This window comes from Kluyvera genomosp. 3, assembly GCF_011765685.1.
Taxonomy (GTDB): Bacteria; Pseudomonadota; Gammaproteobacteria; order Enterobacterales; family Enterobacteriaceae; genus Kluyvera; species Kluyvera georgiana_A.
Map to the genome: position 1 here is coordinate 3,198,680 of NZ_CP050321.1, position 16,336 is coordinate 3,215,015.

The 16,336-nt window shown below is 62.8% G+C and carries 14 protein-coding genes; 9 read left to right on the forward strand and 5 right to left on the reverse strand.

Going from position 1 to position 16,336, the window contains the following annotated elements:
- Positions 1 to 16: 16 nt before the first annotated feature.
- The 8 genes from GY169_RS15170 to GY169_RS15205 are packed head-to-tail and all read left to right on the forward strand — an operon-like array spanning position 17 to position 10,362.
- Positions 17 to 1,423 carry an LLM class flavin-dependent oxidoreductase gene (locus tag GY169_RS15170; protein WP_167576235.1) on the forward strand — a complete coding sequence of 469 codons (1,407 nt, stop codon included), beginning with the start codon at positions 17 to 19 and terminating at the stop codon, positions 1,421 to 1,423.
- Positions 1,420 to 2,571: an LLM class flavin-dependent oxidoreductase gene (locus tag GY169_RS15175; protein WP_167576236.1), complete on the forward strand. Its 1,152-nt coding sequence runs from the start codon at positions 1,420 to 1,422 to the stop codon at positions 2,569 to 2,571. Before GY169_RS15170 ends, GY169_RS15175 begins: the two co-directional genes overlap by 4 nt.
- A gap of 27 nt (positions 2,572 to 2,598) precedes the next feature.
- Complete coding sequence (locus GY169_RS15180) at positions 2,599 to 3,819, forward strand: acyl-CoA dehydrogenase family protein (protein ID WP_167576237.1); 1,221 nt, start codon at positions 2,599 to 2,601, stop codon at positions 3,817 to 3,819.
- A gap of 10 nt (positions 3,820 to 3,829) precedes the next feature.
- The gene (eis, locus tag GY169_RS15185) at positions 3,830 to 5,038 is read left to right on the forward strand and encodes an enhanced intracellular survival protein Eis (protein WP_167576238.1); all 1,209 of its coding nucleotides are present in this window, start codon (positions 3,830 to 3,832) and stop codon (positions 5,036 to 5,038) included.
- 20 nt (positions 5,039 to 5,058) lie between these two features.
- A complete protein-coding gene (locus GY169_RS15190; RefSeq protein WP_167576239.1) occupies positions 5,059 to 6,813 on the forward strand; it encodes an ABC transporter substrate-binding protein in 1,755 nt (584 codons plus the stop codon).
- A gap of 9 nt (positions 6,814 to 6,822) precedes the next feature.
- Positions 6,823 to 8,463, forward strand: a complete 1,641-nt coding sequence (locus GY169_RS15195) for a dipeptide ABC transporter ATP-binding protein (RefSeq protein ID WP_167576240.1) — start codon at positions 6,823 to 6,825, stop codon at positions 8,461 to 8,463.
- Complete coding sequence (locus GY169_RS15200; protein ID WP_167576241.1) at positions 8,441 to 9,370, forward strand: ABC transporter permease; 930 nt, start codon at positions 8,441 to 8,443, stop codon at positions 9,368 to 9,370. The genes GY169_RS15195 and GY169_RS15200 overlap by 23 nt, the downstream gene beginning before the upstream one ends.
- Positions 9,371 to 9,372: 2 nt before the next feature.
- Positions 9,373 to 10,362, forward strand: a complete 990-nt coding sequence (locus GY169_RS15205; protein ID WP_167576242.1) for an ABC transporter permease — start codon at positions 9,373 to 9,375, stop codon at positions 10,360 to 10,362.
- Between the two features lie 10 nt (positions 10,363 to 10,372).
- Here GY169_RS15205 and GY169_RS15210 read toward each other — a convergent pair whose 3' ends face one another.
- A complete protein-coding gene (locus GY169_RS15210) occupies positions 10,373 to 10,981 on the reverse strand; it encodes a class I SAM-dependent DNA methyltransferase (protein WP_167577318.1) in 609 nt (202 codons plus the stop codon).
- 151 nt (positions 10,982 to 11,132) lie between these two features.
- Between GY169_RS15210 and GY169_RS15215 the strand changes: the two genes are divergently transcribed.
- Positions 11,133 to 11,948 carry an SDR family NAD(P)-dependent oxidoreductase gene (locus GY169_RS15215; RefSeq protein ID WP_167576243.1) on the forward strand — a complete coding sequence of 272 codons (816 nt, stop codon included), beginning with the start codon at positions 11,133 to 11,135 and terminating at the stop codon, positions 11,946 to 11,948.
- Positions 11,949 to 11,964: 16 nt separating this feature from the next.
- On the opposite strand, the gene GY169_RS15220 is transcribed toward GY169_RS15215, so the two are convergent.
- The 4 genes from GY169_RS15220 to GY169_RS15235 form a co-directional block, all read right to left on the reverse strand.
- On the reverse strand, positions 11,965 to 12,864 hold the full coding sequence (locus tag GY169_RS15220; protein WP_167576244.1) for a helix-turn-helix domain-containing protein: 900 nt from the start codon (positions 12,862 to 12,864) through the stop codon (positions 11,965 to 11,967).
- Positions 12,865 to 13,048: 184 nt separating this feature from the next.
- On the reverse strand, positions 13,049 to 13,378 hold the full coding sequence (locus tag GY169_RS15225) for an NIPSNAP family protein (protein ID WP_163447908.1): 330 nt from the start codon (positions 13,376 to 13,378) through the stop codon (positions 13,049 to 13,051).
- Positions 13,375 to 14,490 (reverse strand): NADH:flavin oxidoreductase/NADH oxidase, encoded by a 1,116-nt coding sequence (locus tag GY169_RS15230; RefSeq protein ID WP_167576245.1) that lies wholly within the window; start codon positions 14,488 to 14,490, stop codon positions 13,375 to 13,377. Before GY169_RS15230 ends, GY169_RS15225 begins: the two co-directional genes overlap by 4 nt.
- A gap of 14 nt (positions 14,491 to 14,504) precedes the next feature.
- A complete protein-coding gene (locus GY169_RS15235) occupies positions 14,505 to 16,241 on the reverse strand; it encodes an FAD-dependent oxidoreductase (protein ID WP_167576246.1) in 1,737 nt (578 codons plus the stop codon).
- Positions 16,242 to 16,336: the final 95 nt, after the last annotated feature.

Here is a 16,336-nt window from a genome sequence, read left to right on the forward strand (position 1 = left end):
TTAATAAGGACACACCATGACAACCGCGAAAAAACAACTGTTATTCAATGGCTTTATGATGAACGTCGTCGGCCACGTCTCCGCCGGGCTGTGGCGACACCCCGACGACCGCGCCAGCGAGTACACCACGCTCGACTACTGGCTGCACATTGCGCGCCTGCTGGATGACGCCGGATTCGATGCGATGTTTATTGCCGACGCGCTGGGGCAGATTGACGTCTACCAGGGCAAACCGGACGCCGCGCTGCGAACCGCCGCGCAGTCGCCGGTCAACGACCCGCTGCTGCTGGTCTCGGCGATGGCCGCCGCCACCCGTCAGCTCGGTTTTGGCATTACCGTCTCCACCACCTACGAACATCCCTACCTGCTGGCGCGCAAGTTCACCACGCTCGATCACCTGACCAAAGGCCGGGTGGCGTGGAACATTGTGACCTCGGTGCTGGAGTCCGCCGCGCGGAACCTCGGGCTGGAAAAACAGATGGACCACGATGAACGCTACGAGCGGGCGCAGGAGTTTCTGGAGGTCACCTACAAACTGTGGGAAGGCTCATGGGAAGACGATGCGGTACGACGCGACCGCGAGGCAGGCGTGTATACCGACCCGGCCAAAGTTCACCCGATTCGCCATCAGGGACGCTGGTTTACCGTGCCGGATGCCCATCTGGCCGAGCCCAGCCCGCAGCGCACGCCGGTGCTGTTCCAGGCTGGCACTTCGGATCGCGGACGGCTGTTCGCCGCGCAGAACGCCGAAGTGGTGTTCCTTGGCGGCACCACGCCGCAGTCCATTGCACAGAATATCGACAAAATTCGTACCCAGGCGCACGAGCAGGGCCGTGCCGCCGACGCCATTCGTTTTATCACCGCCATCAGCGTGGTGGTGGATGAAGACGACGCCAAAGCCCACGCCAAATTCCAGGACTACCTCAGCTACGCCAGCCAGGAGGCGGCGCTGGCGCTGTTCTCCGCGTGGACCGGGGTGGACTGGTCCGGCTGGTCGCTGGACGCGCCGCTCAAATATATCGAAACCAACGCCAGCCGTTCCGCGCTGGCCGGGCTGACGCGCATCGACGCCGAGCGTCAGTGGACGGTGGGGGATATCAGCAACTATATCGGCATCGGCGGCATTCACCCAACGCTGGTGGGCAGCCCGCAGAGCGTCGCCGACCAGCTGGAAGCCTTCGCCGACGCTTCCGGCGTGGACGGATTTAACCTCGCCTACGCCATCAGCCCCGGCAGCTTTGAAGATTTTGTCCGCTGGGTGGTGCCGGAGCTGCAGGCGCGAGGCCGCATGCGCCGTGCCGATGGTTCATCCCTGACCCTGCGCGAACGCCTGCAGGGCAACGGGCAACGGCGGCTGCGTGACGATCACCCCGGCACGCGTTTCCGCCAGCTGAGCGAGAGCTATATCCAGGAGGCGCCATGAGCATTCATCTGCACTGGTATCTGCCGACCAACGGCGACAGCCGGGGGATCGTCGGCGCGGGCGACGACTCCCAGCATATCAGCGGCATCGGCGGGCAGTTCCGCCCCGCAACGCTCGATTATCTGGTGGATATCGCCCGCAGCGCCGAACGTCTGGGCTTTGAGGGCGTGCTGACGCCGACGGGCAGCTGGTGCGAAGACGCGTGGCTCAGCACCATGGCCATCAGCCAGCACACCGAACGGCTGAAATTTATCGTCGCCTTCCGCCCGGGCTTTATTTCACCGACGTTGGCGGCCCATCAGGCCGCCAGCTTCCAGCGGCTGACCGAAGGGCGATTGATGATCAATATCGTCACCGGCGGCGATCCGGTTGAGCAACGTCGCTACGGCGACCGACTGGATCACGATCAACGCTACGCCCGCAGCGGCGAGTTTATTGCTGCGTTTAAAGGCGTCAGCCATGCCAGAAATAGCGGCCAGCCGTTCGATTTTCACGGCGAGCACTATCAGCTGGAGCAAGCCACCCTGCTGCCGTCACCGTGGCCCGTGCCGCCGGTGTTCTTTGGCGGTTCCAGCCCGGCGGCCCAGCAGGTCGCCGCCGCCCAGGCCGACACCTGGATTAGCTGGGGCGAGCCGCCGGAGCAGGTCGCGCCGCAGCTGGAAACCGTGCGCGCGCTGGCCGCAGCCCAGGGGCGCACGCCGAGCTTTGGCATTCGCTTTCACGTTATCAGCCGCGATACCGAGGAGGAGGCCTGGCGCGAAGCCGCACGCCTGCTCAACGGCATTACCCCGGAGCGTATTCACAGCGCCCAGTCGCTGTTGGGGCGCACCGAATCGGTTGGGCAAAAACGCATGAGCGCGCTGCTGGAGGATATTCAGGCCGAGCAGGTCAATCCAGAAAACGTCCGTCTGCTGGAGGTCGCCCCTAATATCTGGAGCGGCTATGCGCTGGTGCGCGGCGGCGTGGGAACCGCCATCGTCGGCAGCCACCAGCAGGTGGCGGAGAAAATCCAGGCCTTCCACGCGCTGGGCATCGAGCACTTTATTTTATCCGGCCAGCCGCATCTTGAAGAGGCTTACTGGTTCGCCGAGGGCGCAGGCGCCCTGCTCCGCCGCAGCGGACTGCTGCATTCATCACATCAACCATAAAAAAACATCGCACCTAAGAGAGGAACTATGAGCCACGCTCAGGACATTTATGCCGGACTTAACCACCAGGAATTCGCCCACTGGAAAGCGGTGGCGCAGCAAGTCGCTGACCGCCTGTACGCCACCTTGCTGGAGCGCGATCGTGCCAACCAGCATCCGTTTGAAGAGATCGACTGGTTACGCCAGAGCGGCCTGCTCAAATTAGCGGTGCCGAAGTCATTGGGCGGCGGCGGCGCGAATCTGGTTCAGGCGCTGGAGATTGGCCGCATTATCTCCGCGGCCGACGGCTCCCTCGGCCAGTTGATTACCTATCACTACTCCAACGGCGTCTGGAGCTACATTCTCGGCAACCGCGAGCAGTGGGAATTTATCGCCCGCGGCGTGGCGGAAAAAGGCTGGTTCCAGTCGAGCATCAGCAACCCGCGTGACCCGCGCCTGCAACTGGAATGGGATGGCAGCGACCTGTACGTCACCGGACGCCGTACCTTCGCCACCGGTGCCGCCGTTTCGCAGGTGATGACCATCGCCGTATGGGTGGGCGATGAACTGGTGCAGTATCAGGTCACCGCCGACCAGCCGGGCATTACCTTTAACGATGACTGGGACAACCTCGGCCAGCGCCTTACCGCCAGCGGCACGCTGGAGTTCAACCGCCTGCGCCTGCAGGAGAAAGATCGCCTCACCGGACTGGAGGAGAAGCCACACAGCGCGCTGCTGCGCAACGCCCTGCGTAACCAGTTCAGCCAGCTGATCTTCGTTCACTTCTACCTCGGCATTGCCGAAGGCGCGCTGAAACAAGCCGCCGCCTACTTCCGCGACACCGTCCGCCCGTGGCCGGAGTCCGGCGTGGAGAGCGCGCAGCAGGATCCCTATCACCGGCTGAAGGCGGGGGAACTCGCTTCCGACCTCGCCGCCGGGATCGCGCTGGCGGAAAAAACCGCCCACGCCTTCCAGGACGCTTTCCACGCGGGCGACGATCTCAGCGAAACCCAGTGGGGCGAGCTGGCGCTGTTAACCGACCAGGCCAAGGTGATTGCCAACAACGTGGCGCTGAAAATCAGCAATGAAATCTACGAACTGACCGGCGGGCGTTCCACCAGCAATCAATACGGACTGGACGTGTTCTGGCGCAACGTGCGTACCCATACGCTGCACGACCCGGTGGCCTACCGGACGCGCGAAGTGGGCGACTACGTGCTGAGCGGCAAGCTGCCGACGCCGCGCGTCTACGCGCCGCCGAAACGCTAAGGACGTCACGATGCCGGAGATTCGGACTCTTCATGACCCCGCCGAGCTGCTTGCCGCCGCGACGCTGTTTCGCCAGGCGATGTTCGGCCTGCCGGGAGGCGTTACGCCGGTCGATGGCTGGGCTGAGCGCTACGTGGTGCCGGGGCGCGTTTACGCCGCGTCGCTCGAGGGGCAACTGGCGGGCACCTGCAATAGCTTTCCCGGCGAACTGACGCTGCCGGGCGGCCAGCGCGTGCCACATGCCGCCGTCACTCACGTTGGCGTACTGCCGCACTTCAGCCGTCGCGGCGTGCTGCGGGCGCTCTTCAGCCAACAGTTGGCGGATCTCTATCGGCAGGGCGTCGCCGTCGCCACGCTGCGCGCTTCACAGGGCACGATTTATGGGCGTTTCGGCTTCGGTATCGCCACCGCGATTCAGGATCTGCGTATCGATAAACGTGAACTGCCGTCGCTGCCTGCGGCGGAGGGCGACATTCGTCTGCTGCCCGCCGCGAATGCCTGGGAGGCGCAACAAGCCATCGTCGCTCGCTTTCCACACCCTCACGCCGGCACGTTAACCCGCTGGCCGCAGTGGTGGGCGCTCCAGCAGCATCGTCTGGCGCACAGCAGCCTGAACCATTATGTCGCGCTGGCCTGCAAGGACGGTGAGGCGCAGGGTTTTGTCCGTTATCACGCGAAGCCCGACGACAACTGGCTCTACAGCACCGAGCGCACGCTGGTGGTTGACGATCTGCACGCCGCCGATCCACAGCTTGCCGCGCAGCTGCTCGGCTACCTGCTTCAGCTGGATATCGCGCGCTATATCGAACTGCCGCACCGTCCGGTGGATGACCCGCTCCCGCTACTGCTGGCCAACCCGCGCGCGATCCAGCAAACGGGGCGCATCGACGAGAGCTGGCTGCGGATCATCAACGTCGAGCAGACGCTTAACGCCCGACGCTACGCGAGCGGCGAAGCGGTAACCCTGGCGATTGACGATCCGCTGCTGGCGGAAAACCACGGCGTCTGGCGGCTCTCGTCGGACGGCATTCAGCGCAGCGCGAGCCGACCGGATATCACGCTGGGAATCGACGCGCTCGCCATGCTGCTGCTTGGCGAATACACCGCGCAGCAGCTCGCCGCCGCTCGTCGCCTTCAACCGCACCATTCACAGGCCGCCGCGCGTTTAACGCGCCTGCTGGCCTGTCATGAACATCCCTGGTCGGGGATCTTCTTCTAACTTTTTCGGGAGATTTTTTGATGCACAGCATTCGTTGGCCCCTGGCGGGCCAGGCACTTTTCGTCGCGCTGGTCACCGGCGCGATGGTTCCGGCATTCGCCGAAGAGGCCGCCCCACAGCCGGGCGGCACCTTAAAAATCGCCTCATTGCAGCCGGACCTCGACGCCTTCGATCCGCTGACCGGCTATTCGGTAGATTCGTGGGAGATTCTGCGCGCGGTCACCCGCCAGCTGGTCACCTACCCCGGCTCGCCACAGAGCCTGAAGGACGACACCACGCTGGTGGGCGATCTGGCAAAATCATGGGACGTCAGCGACGATGGTAAAACCTATACCTTCCACCTGCGCGACGGCATTCGCTACGCGGGGCCAACCACGCGGCCCATTGTGGCGAAGGACTTCGTCTACGCCATTAAGCGTTTCTGCGACCCCAACAAACAGGTGGCGGCGGTCAACTACTTCAACCTCGCGTTCTCCGGATTTGCCGACTATTGCCAGGCGTTCAGCAAGGTGGCAACAGGCGATCTGGCCGCCAGCAAGGCCTTTATCGACAGCCATGAGATTGCAGGCGTCAGCGCGCCGGACGATAAAACCCTGGTCCTGCGGTCTGACAGCAAGAACTATGATTTCCTCAATATTCTGTCGATGAACTTCGTCACTCCGCTGCCGGAAGAAGTGGCCTCGCGCTACTTCCCGGACTCGCAGGAGTTCCGTAAAAACTTCCCGTCCAGCGGGCCGTACGAAGTCGCCAGCTATGTGAGCGGCCAGAAGCTGCTGCTGACGAAGGTCAAAGACTACAACCACGCGGAAGACCCGACGCGTAAAGCGTGGGTTGACGCCATCGAAGTGAGCTTCACCGGCAATAACGAAGACAGCGTGATGCAGCGTATTCAGGCCGGCGATGCCGACCTGTCGCTGTACCTCGACGTCCCGCCGCAGGCCGCGGTACGCCAGTATCTGGTGCAGAAAAGCCCGTATCTGCATGCCGCCAACAGCGGCGCGGCAAACTTTATCGCCATCAACGCCCAGCCGCAGGCCAAAAGCGCGGGTGCCACCGCGCTGCGCGACCTGCGCGTCCGCCAGGCGTTAGCCTACGCGGTGAACAAGGCGCACCTGGTACAGGCGCAGGGCGGGAAAATTGCCGCCCTGCCGCTGGGGCAGATTATCACCAGCACCCTGCTCGGCCATGAACCGTTCGACCCCTACGCCACCCCTGATAGCAAAGGCGACCCGGAAAAAGCCAAAGCGCTGTTAAAAGAGGCCGGGCTGACTGATGGGCTGGCGTTGGATCTGGTCTATCGCGCCAATAACCAGTTCAGCACGCTGGCGGTGATCCTCAAAGAAGATCTGGCGCGCGCGGGCATTCGCCTGAACCTGATCCCGGTGCCGCCGCCGCAGTTTATGGCCTATCTGCAAAGCCCGGAAAACCGTTGGGATCTGGCGCTCGGCCAGACCTCGCCGGATTGGCAGGGCCCGGCGACGCGCATGCTGCTCGGCGGCTGGCTGAACTCAGACGCCTCACCGTGCGGGCGCGGCAACGTGTATGCCATCTGCTATAGCAACCCCAAACTGAACCAGCTGGCGAAACAGGCCTACAGCTCGGATAACCCCGGCCCTATCTGGCAAGAAGCCGACCGTCTGGTCTCCGCCGACCTGCCGTGGATCCCGCTGTTTGAGAAACGGCGCATCGCGGTGACCTCCGAGCGCGTGACCCACTGGACGTGGTCCTCTCTCGCCACGCAGGCCGATATCACCAATATTGCCTTGAAGCCTTAAGGGGGCGTGATGCCATTACTCAATGTACGCGGCTTAACGATTAGCCTTGACCCGCACAGCACGCTGGTCAACGGCGTCAGTTTTCACGTCGAACCGGGTGAAACGCTGGCGGTAGTGGGTGAATCCGGGTCCGGGAAAAGCCTCAGCTTACTGGCGGTGCTGGGCCTGCTGCCGACGCCGATGCGCGTGCAGGGAGAGATTGTCTTTAACGACCAGCCGCTGCACGCCTTTACCCCGGAACAGAAGCGTCAGCTGCGCGGCGCGCAAATTGGCTATGTGTCGCAGGATCCGCTCAGCAACCTGCACCCGCTGAAAAGCGTGGGGCGACAGATCGAAGAGGCGATTCTCGCTCACCGCCGCGTGGGGCGTAAAGCCCTGCGCGAGCAGGTGCTGGCGCTGCTGACGGAGGTGGGCATTGCCGATGCCGCCCGCCGCTATCACGAGCGTCCGGCAAAGTTCTCCGGCGGCCAGCGCCAGCGGGTGATGATCGCCATCGCCATTGCGCTCAATCCCGCGCTGATTATCGCCGATGAGCCCACTACCGCGCTGGACGCCACCGTTCAGGCGTCGATTCTGCGCCTGTTAAAACGGCTTCAGCAGCAGCACGGCTGCGCGCTGGTGTTTATCAGCCATAACCTGCGGGTGGTTGCCGATATTGCCGACCGGATCGTGGTCATGCAGCACGGTCGCGTGGTTGAACAGGGGGCCACGCGCGCGCTGTTCGATATGCCGCAGCACGACTACACCCGCTCGCTGCTGCAGGCGGGATGGCATCCGCGCGCGCCCTCGCCGTTTAGCCACGGCGAGGCGACGCCGCTACTCGAGGTGCGTCAGGTTTCGCGCCGCTTCGTTAAACCCTCGCTGTTCTTGTCGGGGAAAGCCGCCGCGCCGGTGCTGAATGACGTGAACTTCCGTCTGCACGAGGGAGAGATCCTGGGGCTGGTCGGCGAGTCCGGATCGGGGAAAAGCACGCTGGGGCGCATTGTCGTCGGGCTGGACGCTCCGGACAGCGGTACGCTGACGCTGTCAGGCCAGCCGTGGCGGGAGCCGGGAAACCATCATCCGGATCGCCATGCGGTGCAGATGGTATTTCAGGATCCCTACAGCAGCCTGAATCCACGGCGACGCATCGACGACACGCTGGCGCAGCCGCTACAGCTCACCGCCCTGCGCGAACGCGGCCAAACGCTGTCGCCGACGGCGCTACGGGCGGCGATTGACGATCTGCTGGCGCAGGTGGAACTCCCCGCGGCCACCGCCTTCCGTTATCCATCGCAGCTCTCCGGCGGCCAACGTCAACGGGTGGTGATTGCCCGCGCGCTGGCGATGAAACCGAAACTGATCGTCGCCGACGAGGCGGTGTCGGCGCTGGACATCACTACCCAGCACCGCATCATCCAGCTGTTCACCCGTCTGCGCAGCCGCTATGGGCTGTCGCTGCTGTTTATTTCCCACGATCTCGACGCGGTGGCGGCGCTGTGCGACCGCGTACTGGTGCACCAGGCGGGGCAAATCATCGAGCAAGGCAGTACCGAACAGATCTTCCAGCGGCCGCAGCAGGCGTGGACCCGGCAGCTGCTGGCGGCCATTCCCGGCGCCGCCTACCGTTTTAGTGAGGAGGTCGGCTATGAGCCAGCCGTTGCTCTCTGAGCCATTCGCCCTCGTACCGTCGTCGTTCTGGCAGCGGTTATGGCGAGAACCGAGCGCCCGCCGCGGGCTGGTGATTGTCGCGCTGATGGTTTTAGCCGCGCTGGCCGCGCCGCTGGTTGCGGCATGGCTCGGTCACGGTGAAACCGAGCAGTTTCGCGACAGCGCCCTGTCGGATATGGGGATTCCGCTGGGGCCAACGGCGGCGTTCCCGCTGGGCGCGGACGATAATGGCCGCGATGTGCTGGTGCGCACGCTGTACGGCACCCGCATTTCGCTGCTGATCGCCGTGCCCGCCACCACGCTGGCAATGGTGATTGGTCTGTTCGTCGGGCTGATTGGCGGCTATCGCGGCGGACGCATCGACGCGCTGTGCCAGCAGTTGATCAACCTGGTACTCTCCTTCCCCTTCGTGGTAACGGCGCTGAGTCTGCTGGCGCTCAACCAGGGCGGCGAGAGCGGGCCGCGCGTCGATCCGCTGTGGGTAGTGATTTTCGTCATCACCTTCTTCTCCTGGGGCTATTTCGCGCGCCTGAGCCGGGGGCTGGTGCTGGATATTCGCCAGCAGGAGTTCGTCGCCGCCGCCACGCTGATGGGAGAAAGCCAGTGGCGCATTCTGTGGCGCGATATCATTCCCGGCGTGCTGCCGACGATGGGCATTTACTGGGCCATCCAGCTACCGACCAATATTATCGCCGAGGCCACCCTTTCGTTTCTCGGCGTCGGTATTCCGGCCCCCGCCGCCAGCCTGGGCAATATGATTGCCGACGTGCAGCGCTCGGCGATGTATCAGGTGCAGCCGTGGTTTTTAGCCGCTCCCGCGCTGGCGCTGTTTATTACCGTCCTGGGCTTTAACTGCCTGAGCAGCGGCCTGCGTAACGTCCTGGACCCTCATCTGGAGCGCCGATAGTCATGACTTTTTCTACGTTAGTGAACACGCTGTTGCGTAGCGCCCTGACGCTGCTGCTGATGCTCATTGTCGCCTTTGCGCTGACCCGCATCGCCTATCAGGATCCGGCGGTAATGCTGGCGCCGCGCAACGCCACGCCGGAGGCCATCGCCGCTATCGCCCGGGCGCTACACCTTAACGATCCCTGGTACCAGCAGTTGCGCTATTTCCTGCTGCGCGGACCGGAGATTCAGGGAGCGCCGGTAGGCATGCTGCACTGGCCACCCGCGCTGGGTTACTCGTTCCGTTTCCAGACGCCGGTCACCCAGCTCATTTTGCAAAAAGTGCCGGTGACGCTGTCGCTGGCGCTGGGCGCGCTGGTCATCTGGACGGCGATATCGCTGCTCACCGGCGTGCTGGCGGCGCGCTATCGCGATCGTTTTGTTGACCGTCTGCTGGCATTCTTTGCCTATATCGCGCTGTCGCTGCCCACCTTCCTGAGCGGCATGCTGATTATCTTTTTCCTGTTTTATCAGCTATCGCTGCACAACCTTAACTGGTTTCCGGCGGGTGGCTATGTCGCCCTGCGCGAAGACCCGTGGCAGTGGGCGCGTCATCTGGCGCTGCCGTGGTTGACGCTGGCGCTGGCAGAGATGGGGATTTTCCAGCGCGTGCTGCGCAGCAGTATGCTGGACGTGCTGCACCGGGACTATATCCGCACCGCGCGGGCTAAGGGCGTCAGCGAGTGGCGAGTTTACTTCGACCATGCGCTGAAGCCGGCGCTCAGCCCGGTGCTGATGCTCACCGGGCTGGAGCTGGCGGCGATTATGGGCGGGGCGATTGTCACGGAGAAAATGTTTGGTCTCGACGGCGTTGGGCGGCTGGCGATTGACGCGGCGCTGGACGGCGATTTCCCGGTGGTGATCGGCACCACCATTTTCGCCGCCTGTGTGTTCATCGTCTGTAATCTGTTAACCGATGTGCTTCACCGACTGTTTTTGCGCAGCCATTAACGAGGCATCATCATGCAGTTTTCTGCGCCAGCCACACGGTATGACCACCGCATTGCGGATCTTCCGCGCACATCTCAAGCACCGTAAAACCGTGCTCTGCCAGCAGCGCCCGATAGGCCTCGGGCGCAAGGCTGGCGTGGAACAGCGGTTCGCCTTCAAACTCGCCCATCGCAATGCCGTCGCCGGGGCCGCTGGTGAACATCAGCGCGCTGCCGGGATGGCTGTGGCGGGCAAAGACCGCAAACATGGCGCGCTGATCCGCCTGGGTAAGATGGAAAAAACTGTCCCAGGCAATCAGGCCGTCGAAGGTTTCGCCCAGCGCCAGACCGCGCATATCCTGCTGTAGCCAACGCTGCGCAGGAAACTGCGCGCGGGCATAAGCCAGCATCGCCTCACTACCGTCGACGCCGGTCAGGGCATATCCCCCGGCAATAAAATAGGCCGCGATCGGATCGCCGGTACCACAGCCCATATCCAGAATGCGCCCCGGTTTGCCAACGGTGGCGAGGAATTTATCCAGCCAGCTTTTTTCAAACAGCGCGCGCGAACGCAGGCGCACGAAGGCATCGGCGTGACGCTGATAAAGGTTGAGAATTTGCTGCGCGGCAGGATGCTCCATCATGAACCTCATGGCGATGATTGACGAACGTCGAGGTTAGCGAAATCGCATCCAAAAGTCCCGGTCTGCTTTTCGTTCGTGCCTTCTCTTTCCCCGCTCCACGCCAAACAATGTCAGGGCATCTGTACACAATAAAAACGTGGAGAAAACCATGACTGAATTACACGTATCCCCGGACTGGCTGGGCCTGCGCGGCCAGGTGTTTGCCGTCACCGGCGCGGCAAGCGGCATTGGCGAAGCCATCGCCACGGCGCTGGCGCAACAAGGGGCCAACGTCGCCCTGCTCGACGCGCAGCCGCAGCGCGCCGACGCGGTACGCCTGAAGCTTGAACATCTGCCGGGAAAACGGGTGGCGCTGGCCTGCGATGTTAGCCGAGAAGAACAGGTCAAAGAGGCGGCGCAAAGCGTGCGCGCGCTGCTCGGGCCATGCCATGGGCTGGTCAACGCGGCGGGTATTTTACGCCCGGCGGGGCTGGCGGACATCAGCCTTGAGCAGTGGCAAACGCAGCTTAACGTCAACCTGACCGGCTATCTGCTGTGCGCGCGCGAGTTCGCCCACGATATGCGCGCGGCAAAACGCGGCAGCATTGTGCATATTGGTTCAATTTCCGGACGCATTCCCCAGCCGTGGAGCGGCGCCTATAGTCCCGGCAAAGCCGCCGTTGGCCTGCTGTCGCAGCAGATTGCCGTCGAATGGGGGCAGGATGGCATTCGCAGCAATCTGGTGGCGCCGGGGATGATTGAAACCGCGCTGACCGCCGACTACTACGCCCAGCCGGGCGTGCGCGAAAGCCGCGAAGCGTTTACCGCCAGCCAGCGCATTGGCAAGCCGGAAGATATCGCCAACGCGGTGCTGTTCCTGCTGAGTGAAAAATCGAGCTATATCAACGGTGCGGAGATTGGCGTCGACGGCGGCCTGCCGACCATGCTGATGGGCAAACTGCCGCGTCCCGGTTTCACCCGCTAATGACGGGCCTGCCCGGCTACAGCGCGTGGGCAGGCTCAGCGCAGGTTTGCGTCGGTTTATCGCGAAAATCACGCGGTGAAAAGCCGGTGCTGCGACGGAAAAAACGCGAGAAATAGGTGGCGTCGCTGAAACCGAGATAATCGGAAATCTGGCTGACGGTCATGCTGGTGTACAGCAGGCTTCGCTTGGCTTCCAGCAGCAGACGCTGATGCAGTACGCTCAGGGCGCTACAGCCGTGAAACTCGCGACACAGGGTATTGAGATGCACCCCGGACATGCCAATCTGGCTGGCGTAATGCGCCAGCGGGAAGTGTTCGCGATAGTGATTTTCCACCAGCTGATTAAACCGGCGTATCGCGGCGCGCTTGCGCTCCACTTTGTCGCTCACCGCGACCGGCGCGGCGGCCTGGCGATTCAGCCAGACCATCAGCGCGCTGAGCAGCGAATGCAGCATCATATCGCGCGCTTCGTTCTCCGCCTGATACTCCTGTTGTAACGTTTGAAACAGGGTATGAATTTGCTCGCCCGCCTCGCCCACCGGCACGCGGAAAGCCCGGTTCAACACCTGCAACGAGCGGCCAAACTGCTGTTCAAACTGCGCCACCAGCGGCGCGGCCAGCGACAGTGAAAACCCCTGAGTTCCCGGCGAAAAGCGAAAACCGTGAACGCAGAGCGCGGGGATAATCTGCACACAGGCGCCCTCGAACGGCTGGCGAAGGCCTTCGATTTCAATCTCGCCCTGCCCTTGTTGAACGTAGAGGATCTGCACCAGATCGGTGTGCTGATGGGCGCGAATGCTCCAGTCGTAGAGGCTGCTGCGGCTTTGGATCGATTCACAATGCAGGAGATCCGGCGTCGGCCAGTGCCAGCTTTCGCCGTACAGTTTGAAGACCGGGATGCTGTTTGCCAGGTTCATGATGCCTCCTTGAGTGTGGTGAGCGGTTTTCCCCTCACCCTAACCCTCTCCCCGAAGGGGCGAGGGGACCGATCGGCGCGGTTTGTCACCCTGCCACCCAACATCCAGGAAAACAGAGCGGCGCGGGTTTTCTCCCTCTCCCTTCCAGGGAGAGGGCCGGGGTGAGGGTTATCGCCGCACAAAACTACCCCGCCAACGACGGCATCGCCGTGGCGCGAATCAGCCGCGTCTCCTGCGCCACAATATACGGCTCCGACGCTTTAAGGTAGGCGGCAAAATCCGGATGCGCGTCGCGTAAACGGCTACGGCGTTCGTACTCCGCCAGGCTTTCATAGCCCCACAGATGCACGAACTGGTTCTGCGGCCCGACAAAGCTGGTGTAAAACCCCAGCGGATTGCCCAGTGTCTCGCGCAGGACCGGCATCGCCAGGCGGTCAAACACCTCGATAAATTCATTCATTTTACGCAGGCGAATGGTGTAAATACGGTGATCGATAATCGGCAACGTCATCATTTGGCCTCCTGAGCACGGTGCGTTGGCCAGCCCAGCGGCCCAAAGCGGTCGTACGGTTTCGGCCACGGCGCGTTCTCGCCCAGCGCAATCGCCGCATGAATCGGCCAGTTGGGGTCATCAAGCATCCCGCGGCCAATCGCCACCAGATCGGCCCGCCCCTCGCGCACGATAGCCTCGGCCTGCGGCGCTTCGTAAATCAGCCCCACGGTAATGACTACCGCCTCGGGCAGCGCCTTTTTCACCGCTTCGGCAAACGGCACCATATAGCCCGGTTGGTCGGCGTTGGGCGTCTGATGATAGATGTTATAGCCGCCGGAAACGTGGAGATAGTCGTAGCCCAGCGCGTGCAGCTCGCGGGCAAACTGCACCGCTTCATCCAGCGACAGCCCACCGTCAGCGAATTCACCGCCGTTAAAGCGCACGCCCAGAGGGCGGCTTTTCGGCCATACTTCGCGCAGCGCGCGGGCCACCTGCAACGGGAAACGCATGCGATTTTCCGGGCTACCGCCGTATTCATCCTCACGCTGATTGCTGAGCGGCGACAAAAACTGGTTCAGCAGATAGCCGTTGGCCGCGTGCAGTTCGATAAAATCGACCCCGGCGTTTAATGCGCGCTGCGCGGCGTCGACGAAGCCCTGGGTAATACGCGCCATTCCCGCTTCATCCAGCACCTGTGGTACGCGCCAGCCGGGTTTGTAAGGCATAGCCGAAGGAGCGACCGTCGGCCAGCCGCCTTCCTCATCGCCGAGCGATGCGCCCTGATTGCGCCACGGCGCATTGGTGCCCGCTTTACGGCCGGCGTGGTTAAGCTGAACGCCGATGGGCGTGTTGCTGTAGGTACGAATATCGGCCAGCAGTTTTTGCAGCGCCAGCGCCTGTTCGCGGTTCCACAGCCCCAGGCAGTGCGGCGTAATCCGCCCGTCCGCGGTCACGCCGTGGGCCTCGCAAATCACCATCCCCGCGCCAGAAATCGCCAGGCCGCCAATGTGCTGCGCGTGCCAGGGCGTGGCGATACCGTCCGCCTGCGCCGAGTATTGCGACATCGGCGGGACGACGATGCGGTTCGCCAGCGTCAGCGGGCCAACCTGTAGAGGGCTAAAAAGTGTCGACATAGTGTTCTCCTGATTTATGAAGCTTCGCGGTCGAGCTGCATCGCGGTTTCACCGCGCGCCGCCATGCTGCGGGCGGCGATATAGCCAAAGGTGGCCGCCGGGCCGAGGGTAATCCCCGCGCCGGGGTAGCTGCCGCCCATCATGCTGGCCATTTCGTTACCGGCGGCGTACAGGCCCGGAATCGGCAGCCCCTGGTTATCCAGCACCCGCGCTTCGCCGTCGGTTTTCAGACCGTGGAAGGTGCCAAGGTCGCCCATGTACAGCTTCACGGCGTAAAACGGCCCCTGCTCAATGGGGGCGACGCAAGGGTTAGGCTGATGGGTGGCGTCGCCGAGATAGCGGTTATACGCCGACTCGCCGCGGCCAAACTGCGGGTCTTTGCCAAGACGGGCATCGGCGTTGTAGCGACTCACCGTCTCTTCAAACGCCGCCGTCGGGACGCCCATTTTTTGCGCCAGCTCAGCCAGCGTTTTTCCTTCGACCAGATAGCCGTTTTTCAGGTAGAGCGAGACGGGAATCGGCGCGGGCTTGGCAAACCCCATGCCGTATTTGCGCAGCGCGCGGCGGTCGCAAATTTGCCAGGCGAAGGTTTCAGTGTCGTCACGGCAGGTTTCAATCATCGCGATACCGACGTCATGGTAAGAGTCCGCTTCGTTGCAAAAGCGCACGCCGTGGCGGTTAATCATGATAAAGCCCGGCTTGTAGCGGTCGACAAGATGCGGGAAGACGTACGACTGACGGCCAATCTGCACTTTTGATGCCGGGATCCACGCCGCGCCGTTGGCGTAGCTGTCGTCAAAGCGCGCGCCAATGCGCTCGGCCATGGCGATGCCGTCGCCGGTATCCACGCCGGGCGGCGTTGGCGACAGCTGAATACCGCCGCGTCGAACGTGCGGGTAGAGCTTTTTCAGCCGCGATTCATCGCGGGCAAAACCGCCGGACGCCAGCACCACGCCGCGTCGGGCAAACAGTCTGACCCGCTCGCCGTTGAGTTCAACCTCCACGCCGCGCACGACGCCGCGTTCAACGATCAGATCTTTCGCCGCGACGCTGGTATGGATCGGAATGCCGAGATCCCGCGCCGAGCAGGCAAGCCGTGCCACCACCGCGTTGCCGCCGTTGGCGGTGATGCCGCGCCCGTAGCGCGCCACCTCCAGCAGATGCCGACTCAGGCGCTTCACCACGTAGGCGAATGATGTCAGCGAACGGGTGGCGTTGAAAAAGTGCTTCAGATCGTTGTTTGATGAGCTGAACATCATGCCCATAAAGGTGATGGTACGCAGCGGTTTACGCAGGCGCGGCATCGCGTCGCCCAGTTCGCGGATATCAAACGCTTCAGGCACTACCGAACGGCCGCGCATCACCCCGCCGGGGGCGTCCGGATGGTAGTCAGGGTACTGGTACAAATTGCAGCGAAAGCGGGTTTTTTCTTCGAAAAAGCGCAGCATTTCCGGCCCGTTTTTCAGGAAGGCATCCACCACTTCCGGGCGGAAATTTTCCCCGGCTTCGCTTTGCAGATAGGTGCGCGCGGCGGCCTGGCTGTCGTCGATGCCCTGCTGGCGCGCCAGATGGTTATCGGGGATCCACAGCACGCCGCCGGAAAACGCGGTGGTGCCGCCAAAGACCCGATCTTTTTCGATAACCTGGACATCTAACCCATTCAGGCCCGCGGTCACCGCGGCGGATAGCCCGCCGACGCCGCTGCCAATCACCAGCACGTCGCATTCGCGAGCGGGAAGTTCTACAGCCATAGGGTACCTCGCAGATGAATAATTTTTATTGTTTTGCTTATGTTATAAAAACGTTACATATGCATTTTTCACAGCCCGCAGGGGAAACAGAAGGC